The organism is Stenotrophomonas bentonitica, from assembly GCF_002887735.1.
In the GTDB taxonomy this organism is placed as follows: Bacteria; Pseudomonadota; Gammaproteobacteria; order Xanthomonadales; family Xanthomonadaceae; genus Stenotrophomonas; species Stenotrophomonas bentonitica_A.
Window position 1 is genome coordinate 113,405 of sequence record NZ_PKQP01000001.1, and the last position, 24,889, is coordinate 138,293.

The window sequence follows — 24,889 nt, forward strand, 5'->3', positions numbered from 1 at the left end:
GGGGGCGGGGAGAGGACGCCTGACTTGACCGCACCGCCGCCAAAGGACGAAAATATCTCTATATCGCGATAGGTAGATATTTATGGATCTCGAGGACTGGTCCGTCCGGCTGAAAGTGTTCGCCGACGCCACCCGGGTGCGCCTGCTGGCGCTGCTGGAACAGGAAGAACTCACCGTGGCCGAGCTGTCGGCCATCACCACGCTGGCCCAGCCGCGGGTGTCCACCCATCTGGCCCGGCTCAAGGAAGCCGGCCTGGTCCGCGACCGTCGCTCGGGCGTCTCGGCGTATTACCGCTTCGATGACGCCGCGCTGGATCCGGCGCAGCGCGCATTGTGGCATGCCCTGAGCACCGGCAGCGACGATCCGCTGCTGCGCCAGGATGCTGAACGCGTCGCCGCGGTGATGGCCAGCCGCGCCGCCGACCAGAACTGGGCCGACAGCGTCGCCGGCGACATGGAACGCCATTACTCCCCCGGCCGCACGTGGGAGGCGCTGGCGCGCACCGCGCTGCCGCTGCTGGAAACCGGTGACGTGCTTGATATCGCCTCCGGTGACGGCGTATTGGCCGAACTGGTCGCCCCGCATGCCAAGCGCTATGTCTGCATCGATACCAGCGCGCGCGTGGTCGCCGCCGCCAGCGAGCGCCTGCGCCGGCTGGCCAACGTGGAAGTGCGCGAAGGCGACATGCACGCCCTGCCCTTCCCCGACCAGAGCTTCGATCTGGTGGTGCTGATGCACGCACTGACCTACGCGGCGAAGCCGGCCCAGGCCGTCGCCGAGGGCGCGCGCGTGCTGCGCCCGGGCGGTCGCCTGCTGCTGTGCAGCCTGGCCCGTCACGAACACCGTGCGGCCGTGGACGCGTATGGCCACGTCAACCTTGGTTTCAGCGACAAGGAACTGCGCAGGTTCGTGGAGAAGGCCGGCCTGGTCGTCTCCAGCCTGGAAACCGTGACCCGCGAGAAGCGCCCGCCGCATTTCGAAGTCATTTCGCTGATTGCCAGCAAGTCCTGAGGTCTGCCCATGCCATCCCTGCCCTGGCTCCATCCCGACCGCGTGCATGCGCTGGAAGCGGCGCTGGCCCAGCGCATCCTGATCATCGATGGCGCCATGGGCACGATGATCCAGCGGCATGGCCTGGAAGAGGACGATTACCGCGGCGAGCGTTTCGCCGGCGGTTACGACCACCAGCACGGGCCCGGCTGCGACCATGCCGCGCCCGGCGACGCGCCGCAGGGGCATGACCTCAAGGGCAACAACGACCTGCTGCTGTTGACCCGCCCGGAGGTGATCGGCGGCATCCATACCGCGTACCTGGAAGCCGGCGCCGATCTGGTCGAGACCAATACGTTCAACGCGACCTCGGTCAGCCAGGCCGACTATCACCTTGAACACCTGGTCTACGAGCTCAACAAAGCCGGTGCCGCAGTAGCGCGCGCCTGCTGCGATGCGGTCGCGGCGACCACGCCGGGCAAGCCGCGCTTCGTGATCGGGGTGCTCGGCCCCACCAGCCGCACCGCGTCGATCAGCCCGGACGTGAACGATCCGGGTTTCCGCAATACCAGCTTCGATGCGCTGCGCGAGACTTACCGCGAGGCCATCGATGGGCTGATCGACGGCGGTGCCGACACCCTGATGGTGGAAACCATCTTCGATACGCTCAACGCCAAGGCCGCGCTGTTCGCCATCGAAGAAGTGTTCGACGCCCGCGGTGGTCGGCTGCCGGTGATGATCTCCGGCACCATCACCGATGCGTCCGGGCGCACGTTGTCCGGGCAGACGGCAGAGGCGTTCTACGCCTCGGTCGCGCACGGCCGGCCGCTGTCGATCGGGCTGAACTGCGCGCTCGGTGCCAGCGACATGCGGCCCCACGTGGAAACCCTGTCCACCGTGGCCGAGTGCCTGGTCAGTGCACACCCGAATGCGGGCCTGCCCAATGCCTTCGGCGAGTACGACGAAACCCCGGAAGAAATGGCGACCACGCTGCGCGAATTCGCCAGCGCCGGCCTGCTCAACCTGGTGGGCGGCTGCTGCGGCACTACCCCGGCGCACATCCGTGCCATCGCCGAGGCGGTAGCCGATCTGCCGCCGCGCCGCCTGCCCGCACCACCGCTGGAAGACGCGGCATGACCGCACCTGCTCCCCGTTCCCGTTGTCGTTGACCTTCCTCCGCCAGCCCGTGCCAGCCTGCCCATGACGTCTTCCCGCCACACCCGCCTGTCCGGTCTCGAGCCGCTGGTCATCACCCCGGACCTGCTGTTCGTCAACATCGGCGAGCGCACCAACGTCACCGGCAGTGCGCAGTTCCGCAAGCTGGTGAAGGAAGAGCGTTACGAGGAGGCGGTGGAAGTGGCGCGCCAGCAGGTCGCCAATGGCGCGCAGATCCTCGATGTGAACATGGACGAGGGCCTGATCGATTCCGAAAAGGCGATGACGCGCTATCTGAATCTGATCATGTCCGAGCCGGACATCGCGCGCATTCCGGTGATGGTCGATTCGTCCAAGTGGAGCGTGATCGAGGCCGGGCTGAAGTGCCTGCAGGGCAAGAGCGTGGTCAACTCGATCTCGCTCAAGGAAGGCGAAGCGCAGTTCATCGAGCAGGCGCGCAAGGTACTGCGCTACGGCGCGGCCGCGGTGGTGATGGCCTTCGATGAGGACGGCCAGGCCGATACCTGCGCGCGCAAGGTCGAGATCTGCACCCGCGCCTACCGGATCCTGACCGAACAGGTCGGCTTCCCGCCGCAGGACATCATCTTCGACCCGAACATCTTCGCCGTTGCCACCGGTATCGAGGAACACGACAACTACGCGGTCGACTTCATCGAAGCCACCCGCATCATCAAGCGCACCCTGCCGCACTGCCATGTCTCCGGCGGTGTCTCCAATGTGTCCTTCTCCTTCCGCGGCAATGAAACCGTACGCCAGGCGATCCACTCCGTGTTCCTGTTCCATGCCATTGGCGCGGGCATGGACATGGGCATCGTCAATGCCGGCGCGATGCCGATCTACGATGACCTGGACCCGGAACTGCGCGAGCGCGTGGAGGATGTGATCCTCAACCGCCGTCGCGACGGCACCGAGCGCTTGCTGGAGATCGCCGAGCGCTACAAGGGCAAGAAAGGCGAAGTGCGCGGCGAAGATCTGGCCTGGCGCGAGAAGCCGGTCAACGACCGCCTTGCGCATGCGCTCGTACACGGCATGGACGCCTGGGTCGAGCAGGACACCGAAGAAGCGCGTGCGCGCTCGACGCGGCCGCTGGATGTGATCGAGGGGCCGCTGATGGACGGCATGAACATCGTCGGTGACCTGTTCGGCGCCGGCAAGATGTTCCTGCCGCAGGTGGTCAAGTCCGCACGCGTGATGAAAAAGGCGGTGGCCTACCTGCTGCCCTACATCGAGGCCGAGAAGGCGCGCAGTGGCGACACCGCCAAGAGCAACGGCAAGATCATCATGGCCACGGTCAAGGGCGACGTGCACGACATCGGCAAGAACATCGTTGGCGTGGTCCTGGCCTGCAACAACTTCGATGTGGTCGATCTGGGCGTGATGGTGCCGGCGCAGAAGATCCTCGACGCCGCGCGTGCTGAAAACGCGGACATCATCGGCCTGTCCGGGCTGATCACCCCCTCGCTGGAAGAGATGAGCCACGTCGCCCGCGAGATGGAGCGGCAGGGCTTCACGATGCCGCTGATGATCGGCGGCGCCACCACCTCGCGTGCGCACACGGCGCTGAAGATCGACCCGCATTACAAGGCGCCCACGGTGTGGGTGAAGGATGCCTCGCGCGCGGTGGGCGTCGCGCAGTCGCTGATCTCGCGCGAGCTGCGCGATGCCTTCGTGGCCGCCAATGAGGCCGACTACGCCGACATCCGCCAGCGCCACCGCAACCGTGGCGATGCCAAGCGCCTGGTGCCCCTGGCCAAGGCACGCGCCCAGCGCTTCGTGGGCGACTGGGCGAACTACACGCCGCCGACGCCGCGCAGGCCGGGCCTGCATGTGCTCGACGATTACCCACTGGCCGACCTGGTCGAGGTGATCGACTGGACCCCGTTCTTCCAGGCCTGGGAACTGGCCGGCAAGTTCCCGGCGATCCTGACCGATGAGATCGTCGGCCCGCAGGCCACCGATCTGTACCAGGACGCCCGCGCGATGCTCACCCGCATCGTCGAGGAAAAGTGGCTGACCGCCAAGGCCGTGTTTGGCCTGTGGCCAGCCAACAGCGTCGGCGATGACGTGCACCTGCGCACGGACAACGGCCCGGCGGTGCTGCACTTCCTGCGCCAGCAGGTGGACAAGCCGGTCGAACGCCCGGATTTCTGCCTGGCCGATTTCATCGCCCCGGCCGACAGCGGCAAGCAGGATTGGATCGGCGCGTTCGCGGTCACCGCCGGCATCGGCATCGACCCGCACGTGGCCCGCTTCGAGGCCGATCACGACGATTACAACGCGATCCTGCTCAAGGCGCTGGCCGACCGCCTGGCCGAAGCGTTGGCCGAGCGCCTGCACCAGCACGTACGCATGGATTACTGGGGCTACCAGCCCGATGAGCAGCTGGACAATGAGTCGCTGATCGCCGAGAAGTACACCGGCATCCGCCCTGCCCCGGGCTATCCGGCCTGCCCGGAGCACAGCGAGAAGGCCACGCTGTTCCACTTGCTCGATGCCGAGCGCACTGCGGACATGCAGCTGACCGAGAGCTTTGCGATGCTGCCCACCGCGGCGGTATCGGGCTACTACTTCAGCCACCCGCAGAGCCAGTATTTCGTGGTCGGCCGGGTCTCGCGCGAGCAGGTGGTGGACTATGCCAAGCGCAAGGGCGTGGACCGCGTGCAGGCCGAACGCTGGCTGGCCTCCAACCTGGATTACGATCCGGAATGACCGCGTCACCCGACCCACGGTCGGGTGCTACCGGCATAATGCACGGGTAGGCACCCACTGTTGGCGGGTGCGCGCCCTCCGAGACCCTGCATGACCGCCCTCCCCCGCGACGCCGTCCCGGCCGTCCGCCTCTCGTCGTTCTACCTGTTCTACTACGCCGCCCTCGGCGCGTTCACGCCCTACTGGTCGCTGTTCCTGACCTCGCGCGGCATGAGCGTCACCGCGATCAGCGTGATGATGGGGCTGTGGTATGCCACCCGTATCGTCGCGCCGACCACGTGGACCTCCATTGCCGCCGCCTCGCCGCGCCCGATCTTCTGGCTGCGGCTGGGCTGTGTGCTCACGCTGCTGACGTTCTGCGCCTTCCTGCTGCCGTTGCCGCAGCCCTGGCTGTACCCGGCGATGATCGCGTTCTGCTTCTTCTACAACGCAGTGATGCCGCAGTTCGAATCGATCACGCTGACCCACCTGGGCAGCGACAGCCACCGCTACGGACTGATCCGGGTGTGGGGCTCGCTGGGTTTCATCGTGGTGGTGATGCTGTTTGGCTGGATCATCGAAGGTGACGGCGGCGCCGGCAATGCACACCTGCTGCCGTGGCTGATGCTGCCGCTGTTCGGCCTGCTTACGGCCTCGGGCTTCGCCAACCGCTATGCGCGCAACCTGCAGCGCAGCGACGGCGATGCCACTGGTTTCTGGCAGATCGTGCGCAAGCCGCAGGTACTGGCGTTCTTCCTGGCCGCCTTCATGGAGCAGCTGTCGTTCGGCCCGTACTACACGTTCTTCTCGGTCTACATGGACCACCACGGCTACGCGACGTCCACGCTGGGCGTGTTGTGGACGGTCGGGGTGGTGTTTGAAGTCGGCGTGTTCTTCACCATCGGCCGCTTCTTCCGCCGCTATGACGCCAGCTGGATGCTGCTGATCGCCCTGCTCAGCTCCACCGTGCGCTGGGCGATCACCGCACTGTTCCCGCAGAACCTGCCGGTGATGCTGGTCGCCCAGACCGCGCATGCACTGGGCTTTGCGGCCTTCTTCGCCGCTGCGATGCAGATGCTGGCCACCTACTTCCCCGGCCGCCTCAATGGGCACGGCCAGGGCGTGTTGTACGGCTTCTCCTCGGGTGTGGGCGGTGTGCTCGGTGCGTTGATCGCGGGCCAGCTGTGGCCGATCGATCAGGGCCGCACCGCATTTCTGGCGGCCAGCGGATTCGCGCTGGCCGGCGCCCTGCTGTGCTTCTTCGCGATCAGCCTGCCGCTGTTGCGGGCCGCCCGCCGGAAGCCCGGGGCCGTGTAGCGCCACGCCGTGCGTGGCCCTGCCGTCACGTTGGTGCCGGTACGCTCGGGATTCCCCAACCCCGGAGTCCCCATGCGACGTTCCCTTCGCCTGCCGACCCTGTTCACCGCCCTCGTGGCGGCCTGTGCCACCGCGAACGCAGCCCCCCCGATCATTCTCGACAACGCCCGCGTGTTCGATGGCGAACGCGACCTGGGCATCACCACGCTGACCCTGCGCGATGAGCGCATCGCGCACATCGGCCCACCACCGCCCGCACTGGCCAAGGGTGCCAAGCGCATCGACTACCAGGGCAAGGTGATCCTGCCCGGCCTGGTCAGCAACCACATCCACGTCGGCAATACCGACGGCCTGGAGCATGGCGACCGCTTCTACACCCGCGATCACGTGCTCCGCGACCTGCAGCAGTTCCAGCGCTACGGCATCACCACGGTGACCGCGCTGGGCATGAACGGCGCTGCGTTCACCACGATCCGCGCCGAAGTCCGTGACCAACCCACGCTCGGTGCGCAGCTATACGGCGCCGGTGGCGGCATCGGCGCGGCCGCAGGCGCCCCGCCGGCCAAAACGATGGGGCTCGAGCACGACCCCGTGGCACGCCCGACCACGCCCGACCAGGCCCGCGCCGCGGTCCGCGCGCAGCAGCAGGCCGGGGTGGACGTGATCAAGCTGTGGGTGGACGACCTCGGTGGCCGCTTCCCGATGATGGCGCCGCCGATCTACCGCGCGGCGATCGATGAGGCGCACCAGCACCAGCTCAAGGTGGCCGCCCACATCCACGACCAGGCGCCGGCAGCGGATCTGGTCGAGGCCGGCGTGGACATCATCGCGCACGGCATCCGCGATACGCCGGTCGCCCCGGCGCTGGTCAGCGCGATGCGCGACAAGGGCGTGTGGTACATCCCGACGGTCAACATCGACGAGGCGAATTATCTGTACGCAGAGAACCCGCAGTGGCTGCAGCAGCCGTTCGTGGCCAACGCCCTGCCGGCAGCCGTGCGTGAGCGCTGGCAGCAACCACAGTGGCAGAAGGCGCAGCTGGCGGGCGATGGCATCCCCAAGGCACGCGCAGCGGTGGCCATGAACCTGCGTAACCTGAGAACGCTGCACGAGGCCGGCGTGAACATCGGCTTCGGTACCGATGCCGGCGCGATGCCGCAGCGCGTGATCGGCGTCGCCGAGCATCGCGAGCTGGAGCTGATGACGCAGGCCGGTTTCACCCCGGCGCAGGCGTTGCAGGTAGCCACCGCCGACGCCGCACGCCTGCTTGGCCTGGACGATCGCGGTCGGATCGCGGTCGGTCGCCGTGCGGATCTGCTGGTTCTGGGGGCCAACCCGCTTCAGGACATCCGCAACAGCCGCCGGATCGATGCGGTCTGGCAGGCGGGCCAGCAGGTCGCCGGCCCGATCGAGGCCGAAGCAGGCACGGCTGCCCGCGACTGATCGCGGGCGATGGGATTCAGGGGGCGGCGGCCGGCGCCGTCGCCTCCAGGCGCTTCAGCTGGGCCTGGAAATCAGGCAGCAGCAGACGATTGCCATAGCCGCTGAGATGATCGCCATCGAAGAACAGCGGCTTGCCCTCGCGGGTCGGCAGGCACTGCTCGCCGGGGCACAGCAGCGGCATCGGATCCCAGATCGACGCCCCCGGCAGCGCATCCGCCACCTGCTGCAGGCCGGCCAGCACCGGCGCACGCAGCTGCTCGATCTCGCTGCGCGGCAAAGTCATGCCATTGACGCAGATCGGGTTGTGCCGGTTGAACACATCCGAGCAGCGGTACGGCGGCGCGGGCAGTACCGGCTTGGGCGCTTCCAGCACGATGTACACGCCGCGCTCGGCCAGCGGGGTGAGCTGAGCAATCCAGGACGCGACCTCGGCCCGGCGACCGGCATCGGCCGCCTCGCTCAGATGTTCGGCACGCACCTGCGCGATATCGAACACGGTGTACTGCTCGGACAGACGCGGCAGCCTCAGCCCGGCCAGCAACACCGCATCGCCCGGCTGCGCACGGGCCTGGATATCCTCCAGCACGTTGCGCACATACGCATCACACGCCGGATTGGGGCCCTGCCAGGCACGCAACCCGACCAGCGCGCAGCCACCGCTGCCGTACAGCCGGATCGTTGCGCCATCCAGCACGGCCAGGCGCTGCAACATCTCGTGGTAGGCCAGCGCATGCGAATCACCGGCCACGAACAGCTGGCGCGTGGAGGCGGCGCGTCCCGGGCACTGGCCGCGCTCGTAGAGGCGTGCCTGCCCGCCCTGCACCGGCACGTTGCTGACCCGCACGCGGCAGTCCGGGATTTCCTTCTTGAGCCCCTTGGCATAGGGATACCAGTCCAGCGGAGCGCGGCTGACCACGCTGAGCGAGGTGTACTGCTGGGTCTTGACCAGTGCCGTCTGCAGCCCGGCGCCAAGCACCAGCACGGCCACCCCGACCGCGACCCAGCGTGCATTGCTGATGCGCCAGCGTCCGCCATGCCGCAGGGGCTGTTCCACCCAGCGCCAGGACAGCCAGGACAGCAGCGCCACGCACAGCAGCGCGGCCGTGCCGGTGGCCACGGTCTCAAGGCCCACCGTCCAGCGGAACAGCACGAAGACCGGCCAGTGCCACAGGTACAGCGAATAGGACAGGCGGCCGATCGTCACCATCGGCGTGGTCGCCAGCGCGCGGCCGATCCAGCCCCCTGGCGCGCGCTGCAGCAGACCAAGCAGGCCCAGCGTGCCCAGCACCGGCCAAAGCCCGTCGATCCAGGGCGAATGGCCCGGACGCGCGGACCACAGCCCATACCCCAGTGCGCCAACGCTGAGCAGCAACAGCGGCGAGCGCCAGCTGATGCCGCGCGGCGATGCCGTCAGCGGCGTGAACCGGCCGCTGAGCGACAACACCTGGAACAGCAGCACGCCAGCGCCCAGCTGCCAGAACCGCGTGGTGGTCAGATAGAACGCATCGATCTCATGGCCGCCCTGGCGCGCACGGAACACCGCATACCCCAGCGATGCCGCGACCGCCACGCCGAACAGCCCCAGCGATACCCAGCGCCCGCGTGGGCCTTTGGCCCAGGCCAGGAACAACAGCGGGAACAGCAGGTAGAACTGCTCTTCCACGCCCAACGACCAGGTGTGCGTGTACGGGTTGAATTCGGTGCGCGGTGAGAAGTAATCGTTGCCGGTACTGGCCAGCACCCAGTTGCTCAGCCCGACGAAGGCCATGCGCCCGGTCTTGTCGCTGGTTTCGCTGAGCCACGATTCGGGAATCAGCAGCGCACTGAGCATCGCGGTGAACAGCAGGCAGACCACCAGCGCCGGGGCGATGCGGCGCATGCGGCGCGCATAGAAACGGGCCAGCCCGGCCCAGCCGCCCACCGCCGGCAGGCGATCCACCGAGGCACTGACCACGAAGCCGGAGATGACGAAAAACACGTCCACGCCGGTGAAGCCGCCGGGCAACCAGCTGGCCTTGAGGTGGTAGAGGATGACCGCCAGCACTGCGATCGCACGCAGGCCATCGATGTGCGGGAAATACCCGGGACTGCGTTCCTGCATGGCCCTGCTCCTGACATGCAACGGGCGCCTGCCGGCGCCCAGTGCATTCAACAATGGTGGCGTCGGCTTACCAGACCAGGTCGTCCGGCACCTGGTACTGCGGATCGGCGTACGGATCTTCGCCAGCCGGTGCATCCGGATCGACCTTCAGCGCCACCGACGGTGCGAACACCGCTTCGGCCTCGGCCAGCACGGCGGCAGTGACCAGCACGTACCGGCCGTTCTGCTGCAGCACACCGAGCTCACCGGCATTGAGCGCCTTGAGCTGATCGGCGGTGACGTAGATACGCTTGATCTTGCCCCCGTACGGGAAGTGGCGCGCGATGTCGGCTGCTTCGGCGTTGAGGGACTTGCCTTCCAGCAGGACCTCCAGCTTGGCCTTGGCCTCGCGGCGGATACGCGCCTCTTCCTGCTTCAGGCGCTCGGCCTCGATGCGGTCGTCCTTTTCCTTCTGCGCACGGATCGCATACGCCTTGGCGAGATCGATATCCTCGCGCGAGCGCGGCTTGCCAGGCGCGCCCTGCGGCGGGCGGGCGCCGGCAGGACGGCCCTTGCCCGGTGGACGGCGATCACCGTCACGCGCGGGCCGCTGGCCCTCGCCGGGCTTGCCGGCCGGGCGTGCGCCCTGCGGCTTGCCGGCCGGTCGGCCATCGCGGCGCGCATCGGGCCGACGGTCCGGCTTGCGGTCGTTGGTTCGTTCGGGTTTGGGCGCGGCTTTGAAGCCAAGGCCCAGCAGCTGGTCGCGGAGAGTATCGCTCATGACGTCAGATCAGTAATGCGGAGGCGGCGGCTCTTCGGCCGAATCGGAATACAGCGCGGTGCGGACCTTGCCGAGGTCTTCAAGCAGGATGCGGGTCAGGTCGGCATTGCGATTGCCTTCCATGCGCGCATCGGCCAGGGCCTCGCTCAGTTCGGCCAGCGCCTGCTCCTGGAAGGAGACGCGCATTTCCAGCTCGATCAGGCGTGCTTCCAGTGCCTGTTCGCGCTCGGAGGGTGTGGACTCATGCATTCAACGAACGTCCCCGGCCAATGCCGTAGTAAGCCAGGCCCGCGGCTTCGATTTCCTGCGGGTCGTACAGATTGCGGCCGTCGAACACGACCGCATCGCTGAGCATCTCACGCAGGCGGATGAAATCCGGGCTGCGGAACTGCTTCCATTCGGTGACCACGACCAGCGCATCGGCGCCGTCGAGGGCGTCATAGGCATCATCGCAGAACACCAGGTCATCGCGCTCACCGAAGATGCGGCGCGCTTCGTCGGTCGCTTCCGGATCGTAAGCGCGCACCCGTGCACCGGCTTCCCACAGCTGCGCCAGCAGGCGGCGGCTGGAGGCTTCGCGCATGTCATCGGTGTTCGGCTTGAAGGCCAGGCCCCACACCGCGAAGGTCTTGCCGCGCACGCCTTCATCCTCGCCACGGTCGTAGTGGCGCTGGATCAGCGCGTACAGATGGCCCTTCTGATGTTCGTTGACGGCTTCCACCGCGTTCAACAGCTTGGGCTCATGGCCGTACTGCTGGGCGGTCCGGGCCAGGGCCTGCACATCCTTGGGGAAGCACGAGCCGCCGTAACCGGCGCCGGGATAGATGAAGTGCCAGCCGATGCGCGGATCCGAGCCGATGCCCTGTCGGACCTGCTCGATGTCGGCACCGACCTTCTCGGCGATGTTGGCGATTTCGTTCATGAACGAAATCTTGGTCGCCAGCATCGCATTGGCCGCGTACTTGGTGAGCTCGGCCGAGCGCACGTCCATCTCCACCACGCGGTCGTGGTTGCGGTTGAACGGCGCATACAGGCGGCGCATCAGCGCGACCGAGTCGGGATTGGACGCGCCCACCACGATGCGGTCCGGCCGCATGCAGTCGGCGACCGCGTCACCTTCCTTGAGGAATTCGGGATTGGAGACCACGTCGAACGCGATCTCCACGCCGCGCTCGGCCAGCGCCTGGGCGATGGCCTCACGGACGTTGTCGGCCGTGCCTACCGGCACGGTCGATTTGTTCACCACCACCACCGGCGCGGTAATGTGCCGGCCGATGGTGCGGGCCACGGCCAGCACGTACTGCAGGTCGGCACTGCCGTCCTCGTCCGGTGGCGTGCCCACGGCAATGAAGATCACCTGGCCATGCGCGATCGCGGTGGCGGCGTCGGAGGTGAAGACCAACCGCGACGCAGCGTGGTTGGCCTTGACCATCGGCTCCAGGCCGGGCTCATAGATCGGGATGATCCCGTTGTTGAGCCCGTCGACCTTGGCCTGGTCGATGTCGACACAGATCACCTGATGGCCAACCTCGGCCAGGCAGGTACCCGTGACAAGACCGACATAGCCGGTACCGAATATCGCAACGCGCATGGGCGGTGGGGCTCCAGATCCGTTACGGCAGAACGTTCAGCAGCTCGACGTCGAACGTCAGCGTCGCGTTCGGACCGATCGGACCACCCGGGGTGCCCTGCTCGCCATAGGCCAGCTCGCCCGGAATCCAGAAGCGGTACTTGGAGCCGGTCGGCATCAGCGACACGCCTTCGGACCAGCCCTTGATCACCTGGTCGAGGCCGAACTCGATCGGCTGGCCGCGCTGGTAGCTGCTGTCGAACACGGTGCCGTCGAGCAGCTTGCCTTCGTAGTTCACGCGCACCTTGCTGGTCGGCATCGGACGCTCGCCCGAACCCGGACGCAGCACCTGGTACTGCAGGCCCGAGGCGGTGGTCACCACGCCCGGCACGGTCTTGTTCTTGGCCAGGAAGTTGTTGCCTTCCACGCGGTTGGTACCGGCCTGGGCGGCGGACTTGGCGTCCATCTCGGCCTGCTTGCCCTTCATGAAGCCTTCCAGCGTGGCCTTGGCCTGCTCGGCGGTCATCTTCGGGGTGCCGTTGTTGAAGGTGGTGCTGACCGCATCGAACAGCGCGTCCAGGTCCAGATCGTCCTTCAGCGGCGCCAGCGACGGGCCCACGGCGAAGCTGCCCAGCATCAGGCCGACCTTCTCGCGGTCCACCTTCGGCGGCGCGGTGCCCGGGGCAACGCCCGGAACCGGCTGGCCGCTCTTGGCCATCACGGCCTGGCGCAGGGCGGCGTCGGTCTTCTGCGCCTCTTCCTGGCTGATCAGCGGCTGCTTGCCTTCAAAGGCATTCGTCACGCCGCGGCGCAGGGCGGCCAGGTCGATCTCGCTGGAGATCGGACCGAACGAATTGGCGACATCGATACCGATGGCGTAGCCAAGCTTTTCGCGTTGGGTATTCAAAGTGGAAGTCTCCTTGACAGCCGCGCGGGCGGCTGGTTGTTGCGACATCGCGGTACCGGTGGCACCCATCGCCAGAATCAGAACCGACGCCGCGGCGCCGCGCATTCCCATCTTCATTCGCTGCATTCCTGGAAGTGACTGGACGCCGACGTCGGCGCGAAAGCAACCATTGTCGCACGCGCGTCCGAGATGTCGATATCGTCAGTGCTTGTTGGCCGTGACAGACAGTTCACGTTCGATCGCCGCGACCAGTTTCGGGTCGTCCGGCGTCACCTTGCTCGGGAACTGCGCCACCACCCGGCCATCCCGGCTGATCAGATACTTGTGGAAGTTCCAGCCGGGCGACACGCCCGTGGCCGTGGCCAGGCTGCGATACAACGGCGTCGCCTCCGGCCCGGTGACGACCACCTTCTGGAACATCGGGAACTTGACGCCATAGGTCAGCGTGCAGAACTCCTGGATCTGGGCTTCGTCACCCGGCTCCTGGCCCTTGAAGTCATTGGACGGGAAGCCCAGCACCGAGAAACCACGCGCGGCGTACTTTCGCTGCAGCGCTTCCAGGCCTTCGTACTGCGGGGTGAATCCGCACTTGCTGGCGGTGTTGACCACCAGCAGCACCTTGCCGCCGTACTGCTTGGCCAGATTGACCTCGCCCTTGCCGGCCAGCGGGCGATAGCTCACATCCAGCAGATCGGCCGCCTGGGCCGAGGCGCCCACCAGCAGGCCGGCCGCCAGCAACAACACGGACCACCGCGCCCGGCGCGGAATGCGGCCGCAGCGGATGGGCGACAACAAAGACACGTGATGCATCGCGACACTCCAGAGTGGGGAAGAACGAAGGCCTGAATGCGCCCGGCGAGGGCGGCAAGGACGGCGGCGGGCACTATATCACCGGTGTTTTTGCCGCCGGACGCCGTTGGTCCGCCGGCAGGACGTCTCGCCGCAATGCGCCGTGGCCGGTCATGGCCCTGTCGATGCTGCCCGCCGCATTCAGCGCCGTTTTGCCGCGTCTGGCGGTGTGGACCGACAGGCCAAGCTCACCGATTCGATCACCTGAATACGGCACCCACTTGCCATACCATTGACATCAATGAATGTGCGCTGGCCCGCATCGGCAGCCCACGTGCAGACATACGTCTTTATATTCAATAACTTGGGAAACCATGGAGGCTGTCACACGCCCCCTGCCATCAGTTGGGTTGCTCGCCCTGTTGATCTTCGGCGTGCCGGTGTTATAGTTGCATACAACACCAGTCACCTAGACAGGGGAAGCCCATGAACCGCATGCGCCACCACCACGTCGCCAAAGCCGTCACCGCCGCCTCGGCGTTGCTGCTGCTGGGCTGGTTCGGCATCCCCTCCGGTGACGCTGGCAGCCCTGCCAGCGCCAATGTGTTTGAAGGCCCGCAGGACGCAGGCGTCATCGAGGCAGGGACCGCCGACGGCGCCCCCACGCCCCCCCGCCGGCTGCACAGCTCCCTGTCCATGCCTTACTTCTCATTCGCGCAGTCGCTGAACCCACGGAGCTGACCATGAGCGATATTCAATGGAGCGATGGTGCTCCGATCTACCGCCAGCTGAAAGAGCGCGTGATCGCCATGATGCTTGACGGCATCATCAAGCCGGGCGACGCCCTGCCTTCGGTCCGGCAGGTTGCCGCCGAGTACCAGCTCAATCCCATCACCGTTTCGCGCGCCTACCAGGAACTGGCTGATGAAGGCCTGGTCGAGAAGCGCCGCGGCCTGGGCATGTTCATGACCGAAGAAGCGGCCACGCAGCTGCGCAGCAGCGAGCGCGACCGGTTCCTCAATGAAGAATGGCCGCTGGTCCTGGAACGCATCCAGCGCCTGGGCCTGAACCTCGACGAATTGCTGCCCCAGGGGAAATCCTCATGAATGCCGTTGCAAGTGATGTCGTCATTTCCGCTCGAGGCCTGCGCAAGGCCTATAAACAGACCGTGGCACTGGACAACACCAGTTTCACGATCGCGCCCGGCCGCATCACCGGCCTGATCGGCCCCAACGGCGCCGGCAAGACCACCCTGCTCAAGGCGCTGCTGGGCCTGACTGCGGTGGAAGGCGAGCTGCGCGTGCTCGGGCTGGACCCGACCGTACAGCGCAACGCCCTGATGAACGATGTGTGCTTCATCGCCGACGTGGCGGTGCTGCCGCGCTGGATGAAGGTGCGCGAGGCCATCGATTTCGTCGCCGGCACCCACCCGCGTTTCGACCGGGCGCGCTGCGAACGCTTCCTGGCCTCCACCAAACTGCATCCCAAGCAGCGCGTGCGCGAACTGTCCAAGGGCATGATCGTGCAGCTGCACCTGGCGCTGGTGATGGCCATCGATGCCAAGGTCCTGGTGCTGGACGAACCGACCCTGGGCCTGGACATCCTGTACCGCAAGGAGTTCTACCAGCGCCTGCTGGAGGACTACTTCGACGAGCAGAAGACCATCATCGTCACCACCCACCAGGTGGAAGAGATCGAGCACATCCTCACCGATGTGATGTTCATCCGCGATGGCCGCATCGTGTTGACCACCGACATGGAAGACATCGGCGAACGCTATACCGAAGTACTGGTGTCCGCCGATGCCGTGGAGGCCGCACGCGCGCTCAAGCCGATCGACGAACGTGCCCTGCCCTTCGGCAAGACCGTGCTGCTGTTCGACGGGGTGCCACGCGCCCAGCTCACGCCCCTGGGCGAAATCCGCAGCCCGGGGCTGGCGGATCTGTTCGTGGCCATCATGAAGGGAACCTACGCATGAACACCGTCAACCATCCCATCAGCAAGGCCAGTGCGTTCAAGTGGCTGCTCAAGCGTGAGTACTGGGAAAACCGCGGCGGCTTCCTGTATGCGCCGGTGATCGCCGGCGGCATCTCACTGGTGATGAGCCTGCTCGGCATCGTGTTCGGCCTGGTCGCCATGCACCGTGCGGTCAAGAGCGGCGGCATCCACATCGACAACGAAAGCGTCAACATCAACGGCCTGGACCTGAGCCTGCTGACCAGCAAGCTCGATGCCAAGGACCTGCACGACCTGGCCAATGGCCTGGACCTGACCCTGATCCTGAGCTCGGGCTGGCCGCTGATCGTGCTCGCCTTCGTGGTGTTCTTCTACTGCCTGGGCGCCCTGTACGACGACCGCCGCGACCGCAGCATCCTGTTCTGGAAATCGCTGCCGCTGTCGGATACCGCCACGGTGCTGTCCAAGGCCGTGAGTGCGCTGCTGATCGCTCCGATCATCGCGGTGATCGCCTCGGCCCTGACCATGCTCGGCTTCCTGGTGATGATCTCGATCGTGGTGATCGCCCACGGCGGTGATCCGATGATGCTGATCTGGGGCCCTGCCAGCCCGCTGACCATCATCGCCGGCCACCTGTCCTGGATTCCGGTCTACCTGCTCTGGGCGCTGCCGACCGTTGGCTGGCTGCTGCTGTGCTCGGCCTGGGCCAAGACCAAGCCGTTCCTGTGGGCGGTGATGCTTCCGCTGTTCGCCGGCATCATCGTCAGCACCACCAAGGTGATGACCCTGTTCGACCTGACCGGCGGCTGGTTCTGGAAGCATATCGTCGGCCGCCTGCTGCTCAGCGCGGTCCCGGCCAGCGACCAGTTCTACCGCGGTGAGTCCATGTTCAGTGGCAACGGCAACATGGACAACCTGGTCAACGAACTGGGCCCAAGCCACCAGCTGGCCGCCCTGGCCATGCCGGAACTGTGGATCGGGGCTGCGGCCGGCGTGGTGTTCCTGTTCCTGGCCATCCGCCTGCGCCGCCGCGCTGGCGAAATCTGATCCCCCGCCCTTCTTCGAGGAGCCACCCATGATCCGCAAGCTCGCTGTTGCTTCCCTGTTGCTGCTGCCGCTGACCGCGCTCGCCAATGAACCGCAGTGCAAGTTCAACGAACCGCGCGACCTCAAGCTCGACCTGGCCGGTGCCAAGGCCGTGGTGTTCGAAGTGAACCAGCATGACCTGGTGCTGCAGGCCGGCCCCGGTGCGGCCCAGCTCGGCGGGCGCGCCTGCGCCTCCAACGCGGACTGGCTGCGCCAACTCACGGTCACCCAGCAGAAGGTCGGCGACAAGCTCGTCGTCCGCCTGCAGCGCGAAGGGCGCAGCCTCACCATGAGCGGCAGCAGCTATGCCTACCTGGACCTGCGCGGCACGGTGCCGGACACGCTCCTGGTCCAGATGAAGGTCGGCTCCGGCGATGCCAGCGTCAGCGGTGCGCATTCGCTCAGCGCCGATGTCGGCTCCGGGGATATCAAGCTGGAGAACATCAAAGGGCTGGTGACCGCGGCAGTCGGCTCGGGCGATGTCATCCTCGATGGGGCCGGTGCACTGAACCTGCTCTCGGTCGGCTCGGGTGATTTCAAGGCCCGCAACGTACGCGGCGACGCCAAGGTCGGTACCATCGGCTCGGGCGACTTCGAGCTGGATACCGTCGGCGGCAATGTCGAGATCGGCGTGGTCGGCTCCGGCGACACCGACGTGCGCCAGGCCAAGGGCAACGTGCGGATCGGCACCGTCGGCTCCGGCGATACCGGGCTGCGCGACATCGGCGGCAGCGTCACCGTGGAACGCCATGGCTCCGGCGATGTGACGGCCCGTGATGTCGGTGGCGACCTGCGCGTGGCCAACAGTGGCAGCGGCGATATCCGCCACAGCAATGTACGCGGCCGGGTTGAACTGCCGCGCGGCAAGTAAGCCTCTTTACCCTCAACGGATACGGACCATGACAACTCGACTGCTGCTGCCTGCCCTGCTGTTGTGCCTGCCCATCGCCGCCTGTACCGCCCCGGACAGCGGAAAAGGCAAAGCCCCCGCCGACCAGAGCGCCGCCGCCCCGGCCACCAGCGCGCTGGATACCGACAGCATCGGCAAGACCGTGCAGGAGGCCACCGACAAGGCCCGCCGGGAAATTGCCCAGGGCAACATCTCCATCTCCAATGGCAAATCTCCCAAGGCCGAGATCAGCCCCCAGGGCGACCTGCTGATCGATGGCAAGGCGGTGCCGGTGGATGCCCACCAGCGTGCGCTGCTGCAGGACTACCGCAAGCAGGTCGAGTCGCTGGCCAGTGCGGGCATGGAGATCGGCGTGGCCGGCGCCAATCTCGGCGTGAAGGCGGCCGGTGAGGCGATCAAGGGCATGTTCTCCGGTGACACCCAGGGCATCGAAGCGCGGGTGAACGAGGAGGCCAGGAAGATCGAAGGGCAGGCCCAGAAGCTGTGCGGCCTGCTGCCCGGGATGATGGCCAGGCAGCAGGCGCTGGCGGCCGCGCTGCCGGCCTTCCAGCCCTACGCGACCATGGACCAGAAAGACATCGACGACTGCGGCAGGTAAGCGGCCCCTGCCTGCGACGATGCGTCGCAGGCAGGCCCTTCCCGGCGCCGGGGGACTACAATCTGCGTTCCCGCCGCACGCGTTGTTGCCTGCTCATGAAGAAGCTGAGTCTGTTGCTGTTCGCCCTGTTCTGCCTCGTCGCCACCGGTTGCGACCAGGAGTACCGCAATCACCGCGCCGAGCGCAGCAAGCCGAAGATCACCGTCAGCGACGGCATGGTCACCGTGCGCCGCGCACCTGCGCCGAACATCATCATCCTGCCCAACGGGCACATGAAGATCGACGAGATCGAGATCCCGCTCAACGAAGAGCAGCAGGCGATGCTGCAGGGCATGTTCGGCCAGTTGCAGGTGCTGCGCCAGAACACCTTGACCGATGCTCCGCCGGACCCGGCCAAGCGCTCGGTGAAGATCCAGGTGCCCGATGGCATGCAGCCGATCCCGCCGGACCTGACCACGAAGATTCCCGAATTCAAGGATTACACCGAGACCTTCGGCAATCTGCAGGCCGACCGCCACTGACTGAGCCCCGCAGCGGCCGGCAGGCCCCTGGGCAAATGTCCCCCGTCCGCCGCCTGGCAGCGACGACCTCCTCCTTGATTTTGCCCTGGGGCCGACGGCCGCTACGGGGCTCACGCAGAAAAAAACGGGCCATTCGGCCCGTTTTTCGTTTCAGGTAGTACGCGCGCTCAACCGCCCCCGCCGCCGCCGGCGTGGATGCCGCCGGCGGTCAACGCGGCCGGATCGAGCAGCTTGCGCAGCTCGGCCTCGGACAGACCGCTGTCTTCCTTGGCCACCTCCAGCACCGGGCGCTGTTCCTTGTAGGCACGCTTGGCGATCGCGGCGGCTTTCTCATAGCCGATGATCGGGTTCAGCGCGGTCACCAGGATCGGATTGCGATCCAGTGCCTCGCGGACGCGATCCTCGCGCACCTTCAACCCGGCGATCGCGGTATCGGCCAGCAGGCGGGTGATGTTGGCCAGCAGATTGATGCCATCCAACAGGTTCGCGGCAATCAACGGCAGCGTCACGTTCAACTGGAAGTTGCCGGTCTGGCCGGCCACGGTGATCGCGGTGTGGTGGCCGATCACCTGGGCGCACACCATCACGGTGGCTTCGGGAATCACCGGGTTGACCTTGCCCGGCATGATCGAGCTACCCGGCTGCAGCGCCGGCAGTTCGATCTCGCCCAGACCGGCCAGCGGACCGGCATTCATCCAGCGCAGGTCGTTGGCGATCTTGATCAGTGCCACCGCCAACGCGTTGAGCTGACCGGACAGTTCAACCGCATCGTCCTGCGCGGCCAAGCCTTCGAACTTGTTCTCGGCGCTGTCGAACTTGATGCCGGTCTGCTGCTTGAGCTGCCTGGCCACCTGCGCGCCGAAACGCGGGTCGGCATTGATGCCGGTGCCGATGGCCGTGCCACCCAGTGGCAGCCGGCGCAGGCGCTTGAGGCTGTCTTCGATACGCTCCTGGGCAGAGGACAACTGCGCCGACCACGCACCGAATTCCTGTTCGAAGGTCAGCGGCATCGCATCCATCAGATGGGTGCGGCCGGTCTTGACCACCTTGCGCAGCGCGCGGCCACGCTTGTCGATGGTCTTGCGCAGGTGCACCAGCGAAGGCAGCAGCTGCTCATGCACGCCCAGCAGCGCCGAAACGCGCAGCGCGGTCGGGATCACGTCGTTGGAGCTCTGCCCCTGGTTGACGTGATCGTTGGGATGCACCGCGGTCTTGCCCGCCTTGCCGGCACGATTGGCCAGCGTAGCGATGACCTCGTTGGCATTCATGTTCGAGGAGGTGCCCGAACCGGTCTGGTACACGTCGATCGGGAAGTGCGCGTCATGGCGCCCGTCGGCGACTTCGGCAGCGGCCGCTTCGATGGCCTTGCCGATGTTGCGCGGCAGATGGCCCAGCTCGACGTTGACGTTGGCCGCAGCCCCCTTGACCAGGCCGAGCGCGCGGATGAAACCGCGCGGCATGCGCTGGCCCGACACCGGGAAATTATCGACGGCGCGCTGGGTCTGCGCGCCCCACAACGCATCGGCGGGCACCTGCAGCTCGCCCATGCTGTCGTGTTCAATCCTGAAACCCTTGCTCATTGCTTCAACTCCGCACATCTTTCGTGGATGAAAGGGAACCTGCGGCTGGCAACGGGCCTGATTCCCTGGCTGGCGGCTCTGATCACGATACTCCCAAGCACCGTTGAAACCCAACCACGCGGTGGATCGGCTAGACTCGGGATTCGTTTTCATTCAGACAGACTGCCGCCCCCATGGGTGACGATCCCGACAGTAGTACCGGGCGTGCGAGCGCGCACGCACCGATGACCGCCCTCGCCGCCCTGGCGACCGCGGGTGCCGTTCCGCTCCAGGCAGCAGCGCTGCGGGGCCCCGGATGATCGGCAACCTCCTGCTTCTGCTGCTGGCCCTGCTGCTGGTGGTGCTCAACGGCTTCTTCGTGGCCGCCGAGTTCGCCTTGGTGAAGCTGCGCCACACCCAGGCCGTCGGCCTGGCCGAGAACCATGGCTGGCGGGGACGGCTGCTGCTCAACGTGCACTCGCACCTGGATGCGTACCTGTCGGCCTGCCAGCTGGGCATCACGCTGTCCTCGCTGGGCCTGGGCTGGGTCGGTGAGCCGGCCTTCGCACACCTGCTGCAGCCGTTGTTCGACACCTTGGGGCTGACCCCGGAAGCCTCGCGCCTGACGTCCTTCATCATTGCCTTCAGCCTGATCTCGTTCCTGCACATCGTGTTGGGCGAACTGGCGCCGAAATCGATGGCGATCCGTCGCCCCGAGGCGATGTCGCTGTGGACGGCCGCGCCGCTGTACCTGTTCTATTGGGCCATGTACCCGGCCATCTGGCTGCTCAACAACAGCGCCAATGCGCTGCTGCGCCTGGCCGGCTGGGGCGATGTGGAGCACACCTCGCACCGCTATTCGCGCGAGGAGCTCAAGCTGATCGTGGGTCGCCAGCAACCGCTCGGCAGTGCGCCGGACCAGGACCTCACCTTGATGAGCCACGCGCTGGAGCTGCCCGAGCTGGTGGCCGGCGACCTGATGCGCTCCCGCGACCACATGCGCTCGTTCCGCGAAGGCATGCGCCTGGCCGACGTCATGGCCGAGTTCGCCGAAAGCCGCTACAGCCGCTACCCGTGGTTCGACCGCGATGGCGAGGAAGTGCTGGGCATCCTGCACATGAAGGACCTGCTGGTCGAGATCGCTCGAGGCAATCCCACCGACGACCTGCGCCCGCTGCTGCGCCCGGCCAACCTGATCGCGCTGGAAACCCCGGTACCGCTGGTGCTGGAGCGCTTCCGCACCGGCACCACCCACCTGGCGCTGTGCGTGGAAGAGCACGGCCGCATCCTGGGCTACTTCACCCTGGAAGACCTGCTGGAAGTGGTGGTCGGGGATATCGAGGACGAACACCCGCATATCGTCAAGGATGCCCCCACCCGTGGCGCCGACGGCACCCTGCTGGTGGCCGGCTCGACCTCGATCTTCCGGCTGGAGCGGCTGCTGGGACACGACCTGAGCGCGCCGGACCACCTCAATTCGGTCGGCGGGCTGATCGTGCACCAGCTCCAGCGGCTGCCCGAGGAAGGCGAGCAGCTGGAGATCGACGGGCACCAGTTCACGATCAAGCGCATGGCTGGGCACCGGATCCAGGCCGTGACGGTGCGCATGGCACAGGCCGAGGACGCCGGGGCAGCGTAGAATGGCGGCCCCCGCTGCCACCGATCTGCGCCCTGCCATGTCCGAATTCGCCCTGCTCGCCCTGTCCCCGCTCGATGGCCGCTACGCCGGCAAGGTCGACGCCCTGCGCCCGATCTTCTCCGAATACGGCCTGATCAAGGCCCGCGTGAAGGTGGAAGTGGAATGGCTGCTGGCACTGGCCAATGAGCCGGGCATCGTCGAACTGGCGCCGTTCTCGGCTGCCGCCACTGCACGCCTGCGCGCCCTGGCCGACGATTTCGCCCCGTCCCATGCCGCGCGGGTGAAGGAGATCGAGCGCACCACCAACCACGACGTCAAGGCCGTGGAGTACTTCATCAAGGAGCAGCTCACCGCCGATGCGGAGCTGGGCCCCGCGCTGGAGTTCGTGCATTTCGCCTGCACCAGTGAAGACATCAACAACCTCAGCTACGGGCTGATGCTCGAGCAGGCCCGCCGCGAGGTGCTGCTGCCCTCGCTGGACAACATCGCCGGCGTGCTGCGTGCCCTCGCCCATGCCCAGGCCGCCCAGCCGATGCTCTCGCGCACCCATGGCCAGACCGCCTCGCCGACCACCCTGGGCAAGGAAGTGGCCAACGTCGTGGCCCGCCTGGAGCGCCAGCGCCGCCAGATCGCCGCCGTCGAACTGACCGGCAAGATCAATGGCGCGGTGGGCAACTACAACGCGCACGTCATCGCCTACCCGGACGTGGACTGGCCGGCCTTCGCCCAGCGCTTCGTGGAGAGCCTCGGCCTGGTGTTCAACCCGTACACCACCCAGATCGAGCCGCACGACAACGTCGCCGAGATCGGCGATGCCGCGCGCCGCGCCAACATCATCCTGATCGACCTGGCCCGCGACGTCTGGGGCTACATTTCGCTGGGCTACTTCAAGCAGAAGCTCAAGGAAGGCGAAGTCGGCTCCTCGACCATGCCGCACAAGGTCAACCCGATCGACTTCGAAAACGCCGAAGGCAACTTCGGCATCGCCAACGCCCTGTTCGAGCATTTCAGCGCCAAGCTGCCGATCAGCCGCTGGCAGCGCGACCTGACCGACTCCACCGTGCTGCGCGCGGTCGGCACCGCCTTCGGCCATACCCAGGTCGCCCTGGACTCGCTGGCCAAGGGCCTGGGCAAGCTGACCGTCAATCCGGAACGCCTGGATGCCGACCTGGACGCCGCATGGGAAGTGCTGGCCGAAGCGGTGCAGACCGTCATGCGCCGCCATGGCCTGCCCAACCCCTACGAACAGCTCAAGGCGCTCACCCGCGGCCAGGGCATCACCACCGAATCGATGCAGGCCTTCGTTGAATCGCTGGACCTGCCCGGCGACGCCAAGCAGAGCCTGCGCGCCCTGACCCCGGGCGGCTACATCGGCCTGGCAGCGGATCTGGCCAAGGCGATCTGAAGGCATGGGCGCCGCCCTGCTGCGCCCCCGAACTACCGTCTACACGCTCCAAGGATCTCCCCCATGGCCGCACGCAAGATCAAAACCCCCGTCATCGACATCCAGGCCCGCCCCGGCCTGCCGCTGGGCATGCCCGCCGCTACCTTCCTGCGCGATTACTGGCAGAAGCGCCCGCTGCTCATCCGCGGCGCCTTCCCCGATTTCGAGACCCCGGTGCAGCCCGAAGACCTCGCCGGTCTGGCCTGTGAAGAAGGCGCGCTGTCGCGGCTGATCACCCACGACCGCGCCACCGATGGCTGGACCGTGCGTACCGGCCCGTTCCAGGAAGAAGAATTCCCCGGCATGCCGGACCACGACTGGACCCTGCTGGTCCAGGACGTGGACAAGTGGGACGCCGACGTGCGCGCCCTGATCAGCCACTTCGATTTCCTGCCGCGCTGGCGCATGGACGATGTGATGATCAGCTTCGCCGCCACCGGCGGCTCGGTCGGCGCCCATGTGGACCAGTACGACGTCTTCCTGCTGCAGGCTTATGGCCACCGCCGCTGGCAGATCGACGCCAGCGAATCCATCAAGGGCAAGCGCCCGCCGCTGGACTTCCGCGACGACGTCGAACTCAAGCTGCTGCGCCGCTTCAAGCCGACCCACGACTGGGTGCTGGCCCCGGGCGACATGCTCTACCTGCCGCCGAACGTGCCGCACAACGGCGTTGCCGAAGACCCCTGCCTGACGTTCTCCTTCGGCATGCGCGCCCCGGCCTCGGCCGAACTGATCAGCGACTACCTCGATACCCTGATCGAGGGCGCCGACGAGTCCATCCGTTACCAGGATCCGGACCTGAAGGTGCCGGAGGATCCGAACGAGATCGACGTGGTCTCGATGAACCGCGTGGTCGAAGCGCTCAATGCGATCCGCATGAACGACCCGGACAAGCTCGGCGACTGGTTCGGCCGCTTCATCACCACCTACCGCGCCGCCGGGGAGGTGATGGCGCACGGCGAACCGCTGCCGCGCGAGGAGATCGAAGCCGCGCTGGGCGCGGGCGTGGAATTGCAGCGCCACCCGTGGGCGCGCCTGGCCTGGCGCCGTGCCAAGCGTGGCGCCAGCCTGTACTGCAGCGGCCTGGACTTCGCCCTGCCGGTCAAGGATGCCCAGGTACTGGCCGGCACCGAACAGATCGGCGCGGCGCTGTACCAGAAGCTCTCGGCCAAGGGCCGTGATGCCGTGCAGGCGCTGGTCGCCGGCGGCTTCTACCAGCTGGTGGACGATGCCGGCCTGGAGGATGAAGACGACTACGTCGCCGAGTACGACATCGTCGACGGCACCGACGCGGTCGAGGTCATCGATGACGAGGCCATCCAGGCCGACGTGCACGAGGTCACCATCCATGACGACGGCATCGAAGTGATCGTCGATTTCGATGACAGCGACGAGACTGACGGCAAGGACGAGCCCCAGCGCGGCTGATCGCGC

The 24,889-nt window shown here is 66.7% G+C and carries 23 protein-coding genes; 16 read left to right on the plus strand and 7 right to left on the minus strand.

What is annotated here, in order from left to right; genetic code table 11:
- Nucleotides 1-82 precede the first annotated feature (82 nt).
- The 5 genes from C0R07_RS00540 to C0R07_RS00560 all read left to right on the plus strand — a co-directional run bounded on the left by C0R07_RS00540 (nucleotide 83) and on the right by C0R07_RS00560 (nucleotide 7,615).
- Entirely contained in the window at nucleotides 83-1,012 is a 930-nt protein-coding gene (locus C0R07_RS00540) for an ArsR/SmtB family transcription factor (protein ID WP_102787988.1), read from the plus strand.
- A gap of 9 nt (nucleotides 1,013-1,021) precedes the next feature.
- Complete coding sequence (locus tag C0R07_RS00545; RefSeq protein WP_102787989.1) at nucleotides 1,022-2,128, plus strand: homocysteine S-methyltransferase family protein; 1,107 nt, start codon at nucleotides 1,022-1,024, stop codon at nucleotides 2,126-2,128.
- Nucleotides 2,129-2,134: 6 nt separating this feature from the next.
- Nucleotides 2,135-4,876, plus strand: a complete 2,742-nt coding sequence (metH, locus tag C0R07_RS00550) for a methionine synthase (RefSeq protein ID WP_302476388.1) — start codon at nucleotides 2,135-2,137, stop codon at nucleotides 4,874-4,876.
- Nucleotides 4,877-4,966: 90 nt separating this feature from the next.
- A complete protein-coding gene (locus C0R07_RS00555) occupies nucleotides 4,967-6,172 on the plus strand; it encodes an MFS transporter (RefSeq protein ID WP_019185952.1) in 1,206 nt (401 codons plus the stop codon).
- Between the two features lie 72 nt (nucleotides 6,173-6,244).
- A complete protein-coding gene (locus tag C0R07_RS00560; protein WP_070470541.1) occupies nucleotides 6,245-7,615 on the plus strand; it encodes an amidohydrolase family protein in 1,371 nt (456 codons plus the stop codon).
- Nucleotides 7,616-7,631: 16 nt separating this feature from the next.
- On the opposite strand, the gene C0R07_RS00565 is transcribed toward C0R07_RS00560, so the two are convergent.
- The 6 genes from C0R07_RS00565 to C0R07_RS00590 all read right to left on the minus strand — a co-directional run bounded on the left by C0R07_RS00565 (nucleotide 7,632) and on the right by C0R07_RS00590 (nucleotide 13,763).
- Nucleotides 7,632-9,716, minus strand: a complete 2,085-nt coding sequence (locus C0R07_RS00565) for an acyltransferase family protein (RefSeq protein WP_070470543.1) — start codon at nucleotides 9,714-9,716, stop codon at nucleotides 7,632-7,634.
- Nucleotides 9,717-9,783: 67 nt separating this feature from the next.
- On the minus strand, nucleotides 9,784-10,476 hold the full coding sequence (locus C0R07_RS00570) for a DUF2058 domain-containing protein (RefSeq protein ID WP_019185949.1): 693 nt from the start codon (nucleotides 10,474-10,476) through the stop codon (nucleotides 9,784-9,786).
- A 9-nt stretch (nucleotides 10,477-10,485) separates the two neighbouring features.
- Nucleotides 10,486-10,725, minus strand: coding sequence for a SlyX family protein (locus tag C0R07_RS00575; RefSeq protein WP_019185948.1), 240 nt, complete (start codon nucleotides 10,723-10,725; stop codon nucleotides 10,486-10,488).
- Nucleotides 10,718-12,067 (minus strand): UDP-glucose dehydrogenase family protein, encoded by a 1,350-nt coding sequence (locus tag C0R07_RS00580; RefSeq protein WP_070425477.1) that lies wholly within the window; start codon nucleotides 12,065-12,067, stop codon nucleotides 10,718-10,720. The genes C0R07_RS00575 and C0R07_RS00580 overlap by 8 nt, the downstream gene beginning before the upstream one ends.
- 22 nt (nucleotides 12,068-12,089) lie before the next feature.
- Nucleotides 12,090-13,070 (minus strand): FKBP-type peptidyl-prolyl cis-trans isomerase, encoded by a 981-nt coding sequence (locus C0R07_RS00585; RefSeq protein WP_019185946.1) that lies wholly within the window; start codon nucleotides 13,068-13,070, stop codon nucleotides 12,090-12,092.
- An 84-nt stretch (nucleotides 13,071-13,154) separates the two neighbouring features.
- Nucleotides 13,155-13,763: a glutathione peroxidase gene (locus tag C0R07_RS00590; RefSeq protein WP_070425478.1), complete on the minus strand. Its 609-nt coding sequence runs from the start codon at nucleotides 13,761-13,763 to the stop codon at nucleotides 13,155-13,157.
- 14 nt (nucleotides 13,764-13,777) lie between these two features.
- Between C0R07_RS00590 and C0R07_RS19675 the strand changes: the two genes are divergently transcribed.
- From C0R07_RS19675 to C0R07_RS00625, 8 genes are all read left to right on the plus strand, one after another.
- The gene (locus C0R07_RS19675) at nucleotides 13,778-14,038 is read left to right on the plus strand and encodes a hypothetical protein (protein ID WP_139146279.1); all 261 of its coding nucleotides are present in this window, start codon (nucleotides 13,778-13,780) and stop codon (nucleotides 14,036-14,038) included.
- Between the two features lie 190 nt (nucleotides 14,039-14,228).
- Nucleotides 14,229-14,483 carry a hypothetical protein gene (locus tag C0R07_RS00595; RefSeq protein ID WP_102787991.1) on the plus strand — a complete coding sequence of 85 codons (255 nt, stop codon included), beginning with the start codon at nucleotides 14,229-14,231 and terminating at the stop codon, nucleotides 14,481-14,483.
- Nucleotides 14,484-14,485: 2 nt separating this feature from the next.
- Nucleotides 14,486-14,848, plus strand: a complete 363-nt coding sequence (locus C0R07_RS00600) for a GntR family transcriptional regulator (protein ID WP_019185943.1) — start codon at nucleotides 14,486-14,488, stop codon at nucleotides 14,846-14,848.
- On the plus strand, nucleotides 14,845-15,720 hold the full coding sequence (locus C0R07_RS00605; protein ID WP_070425479.1) for an ABC transporter ATP-binding protein: 876 nt from the start codon (nucleotides 14,845-14,847) through the stop codon (nucleotides 15,718-15,720). Before C0R07_RS00600 ends, C0R07_RS00605 begins: the two co-directional genes overlap by 4 nt.
- The gene (locus C0R07_RS00610) at nucleotides 15,717-16,745 is read left to right on the plus strand and encodes a hypothetical protein (RefSeq protein WP_019185941.1); all 1,029 of its coding nucleotides are present in this window, start codon (nucleotides 15,717-15,719) and stop codon (nucleotides 16,743-16,745) included. The genes C0R07_RS00605 and C0R07_RS00610 overlap by 4 nt, the downstream gene beginning before the upstream one ends.
- Before the next feature lie 28 nt (nucleotides 16,746-16,773).
- Complete coding sequence (locus C0R07_RS00615) at nucleotides 16,774-17,655, plus strand: DUF4097 family beta strand repeat-containing protein (RefSeq protein WP_102787992.1); 882 nt, start codon at nucleotides 16,774-16,776, stop codon at nucleotides 17,653-17,655.
- Nucleotides 17,656-17,683: 28 nt separating this feature from the next.
- Nucleotides 17,684-18,292: a DUF2884 family protein gene (locus C0R07_RS00620; protein WP_070470546.1), complete on the plus strand. Its 609-nt coding sequence runs from the start codon at nucleotides 17,684-17,686 to the stop codon at nucleotides 18,290-18,292.
- Nucleotides 18,293-18,387: 95 nt separating this feature from the next.
- Nucleotides 18,388-18,813 carry a hypothetical protein gene (locus C0R07_RS00625; protein ID WP_046273903.1) on the plus strand — a complete coding sequence of 142 codons (426 nt, stop codon included), beginning with the start codon at nucleotides 18,388-18,390 and terminating at the stop codon, nucleotides 18,811-18,813.
- Nucleotides 18,814-18,980: 167 nt separating this feature from the next.
- Here the strand turns inward: C0R07_RS00625 and C0R07_RS00630 are convergent, their stop codons facing one another.
- Nucleotides 18,981-20,393: a class II fumarate hydratase gene (locus C0R07_RS00630; protein ID WP_046273902.1), complete on the minus strand. Its 1,413-nt coding sequence runs from the start codon at nucleotides 20,391-20,393 to the stop codon at nucleotides 18,981-18,983.
- A 295-nt stretch (nucleotides 20,394-20,688) separates the two neighbouring features.
- Here C0R07_RS00630 and C0R07_RS00635 point away from each other — a divergent pair, with 295 nt between their 5' ends.
- The 3 genes from C0R07_RS00635 (at nucleotide 20,689) to C0R07_RS00645 (ending at nucleotide 24,883) form a co-directional block, all read left to right on the plus strand.
- Nucleotides 20,689-22,011: a hemolysin family protein gene (locus C0R07_RS00635; RefSeq protein WP_070470548.1), complete on the plus strand. Its 1,323-nt coding sequence runs from the start codon at nucleotides 20,689-20,691 to the stop codon at nucleotides 22,009-22,011.
- A gap of 37 nt (nucleotides 22,012-22,048) precedes the next feature.
- Nucleotides 22,049-23,416, plus strand: a complete 1,368-nt coding sequence (purB, locus tag C0R07_RS00640) for an adenylosuccinate lyase (protein WP_102788243.1) — start codon at nucleotides 22,049-22,051, stop codon at nucleotides 23,414-23,416.
- A gap of 63 nt (nucleotides 23,417-23,479) precedes the next feature.
- A complete protein-coding gene (locus C0R07_RS00645) occupies nucleotides 23,480-24,883 on the plus strand; it encodes a cupin domain-containing protein (RefSeq protein ID WP_102787993.1) in 1,404 nt (467 codons plus the stop codon).
- The last annotated feature ends 6 nt before the right edge of the window (nucleotides 24,884-24,889 follow it).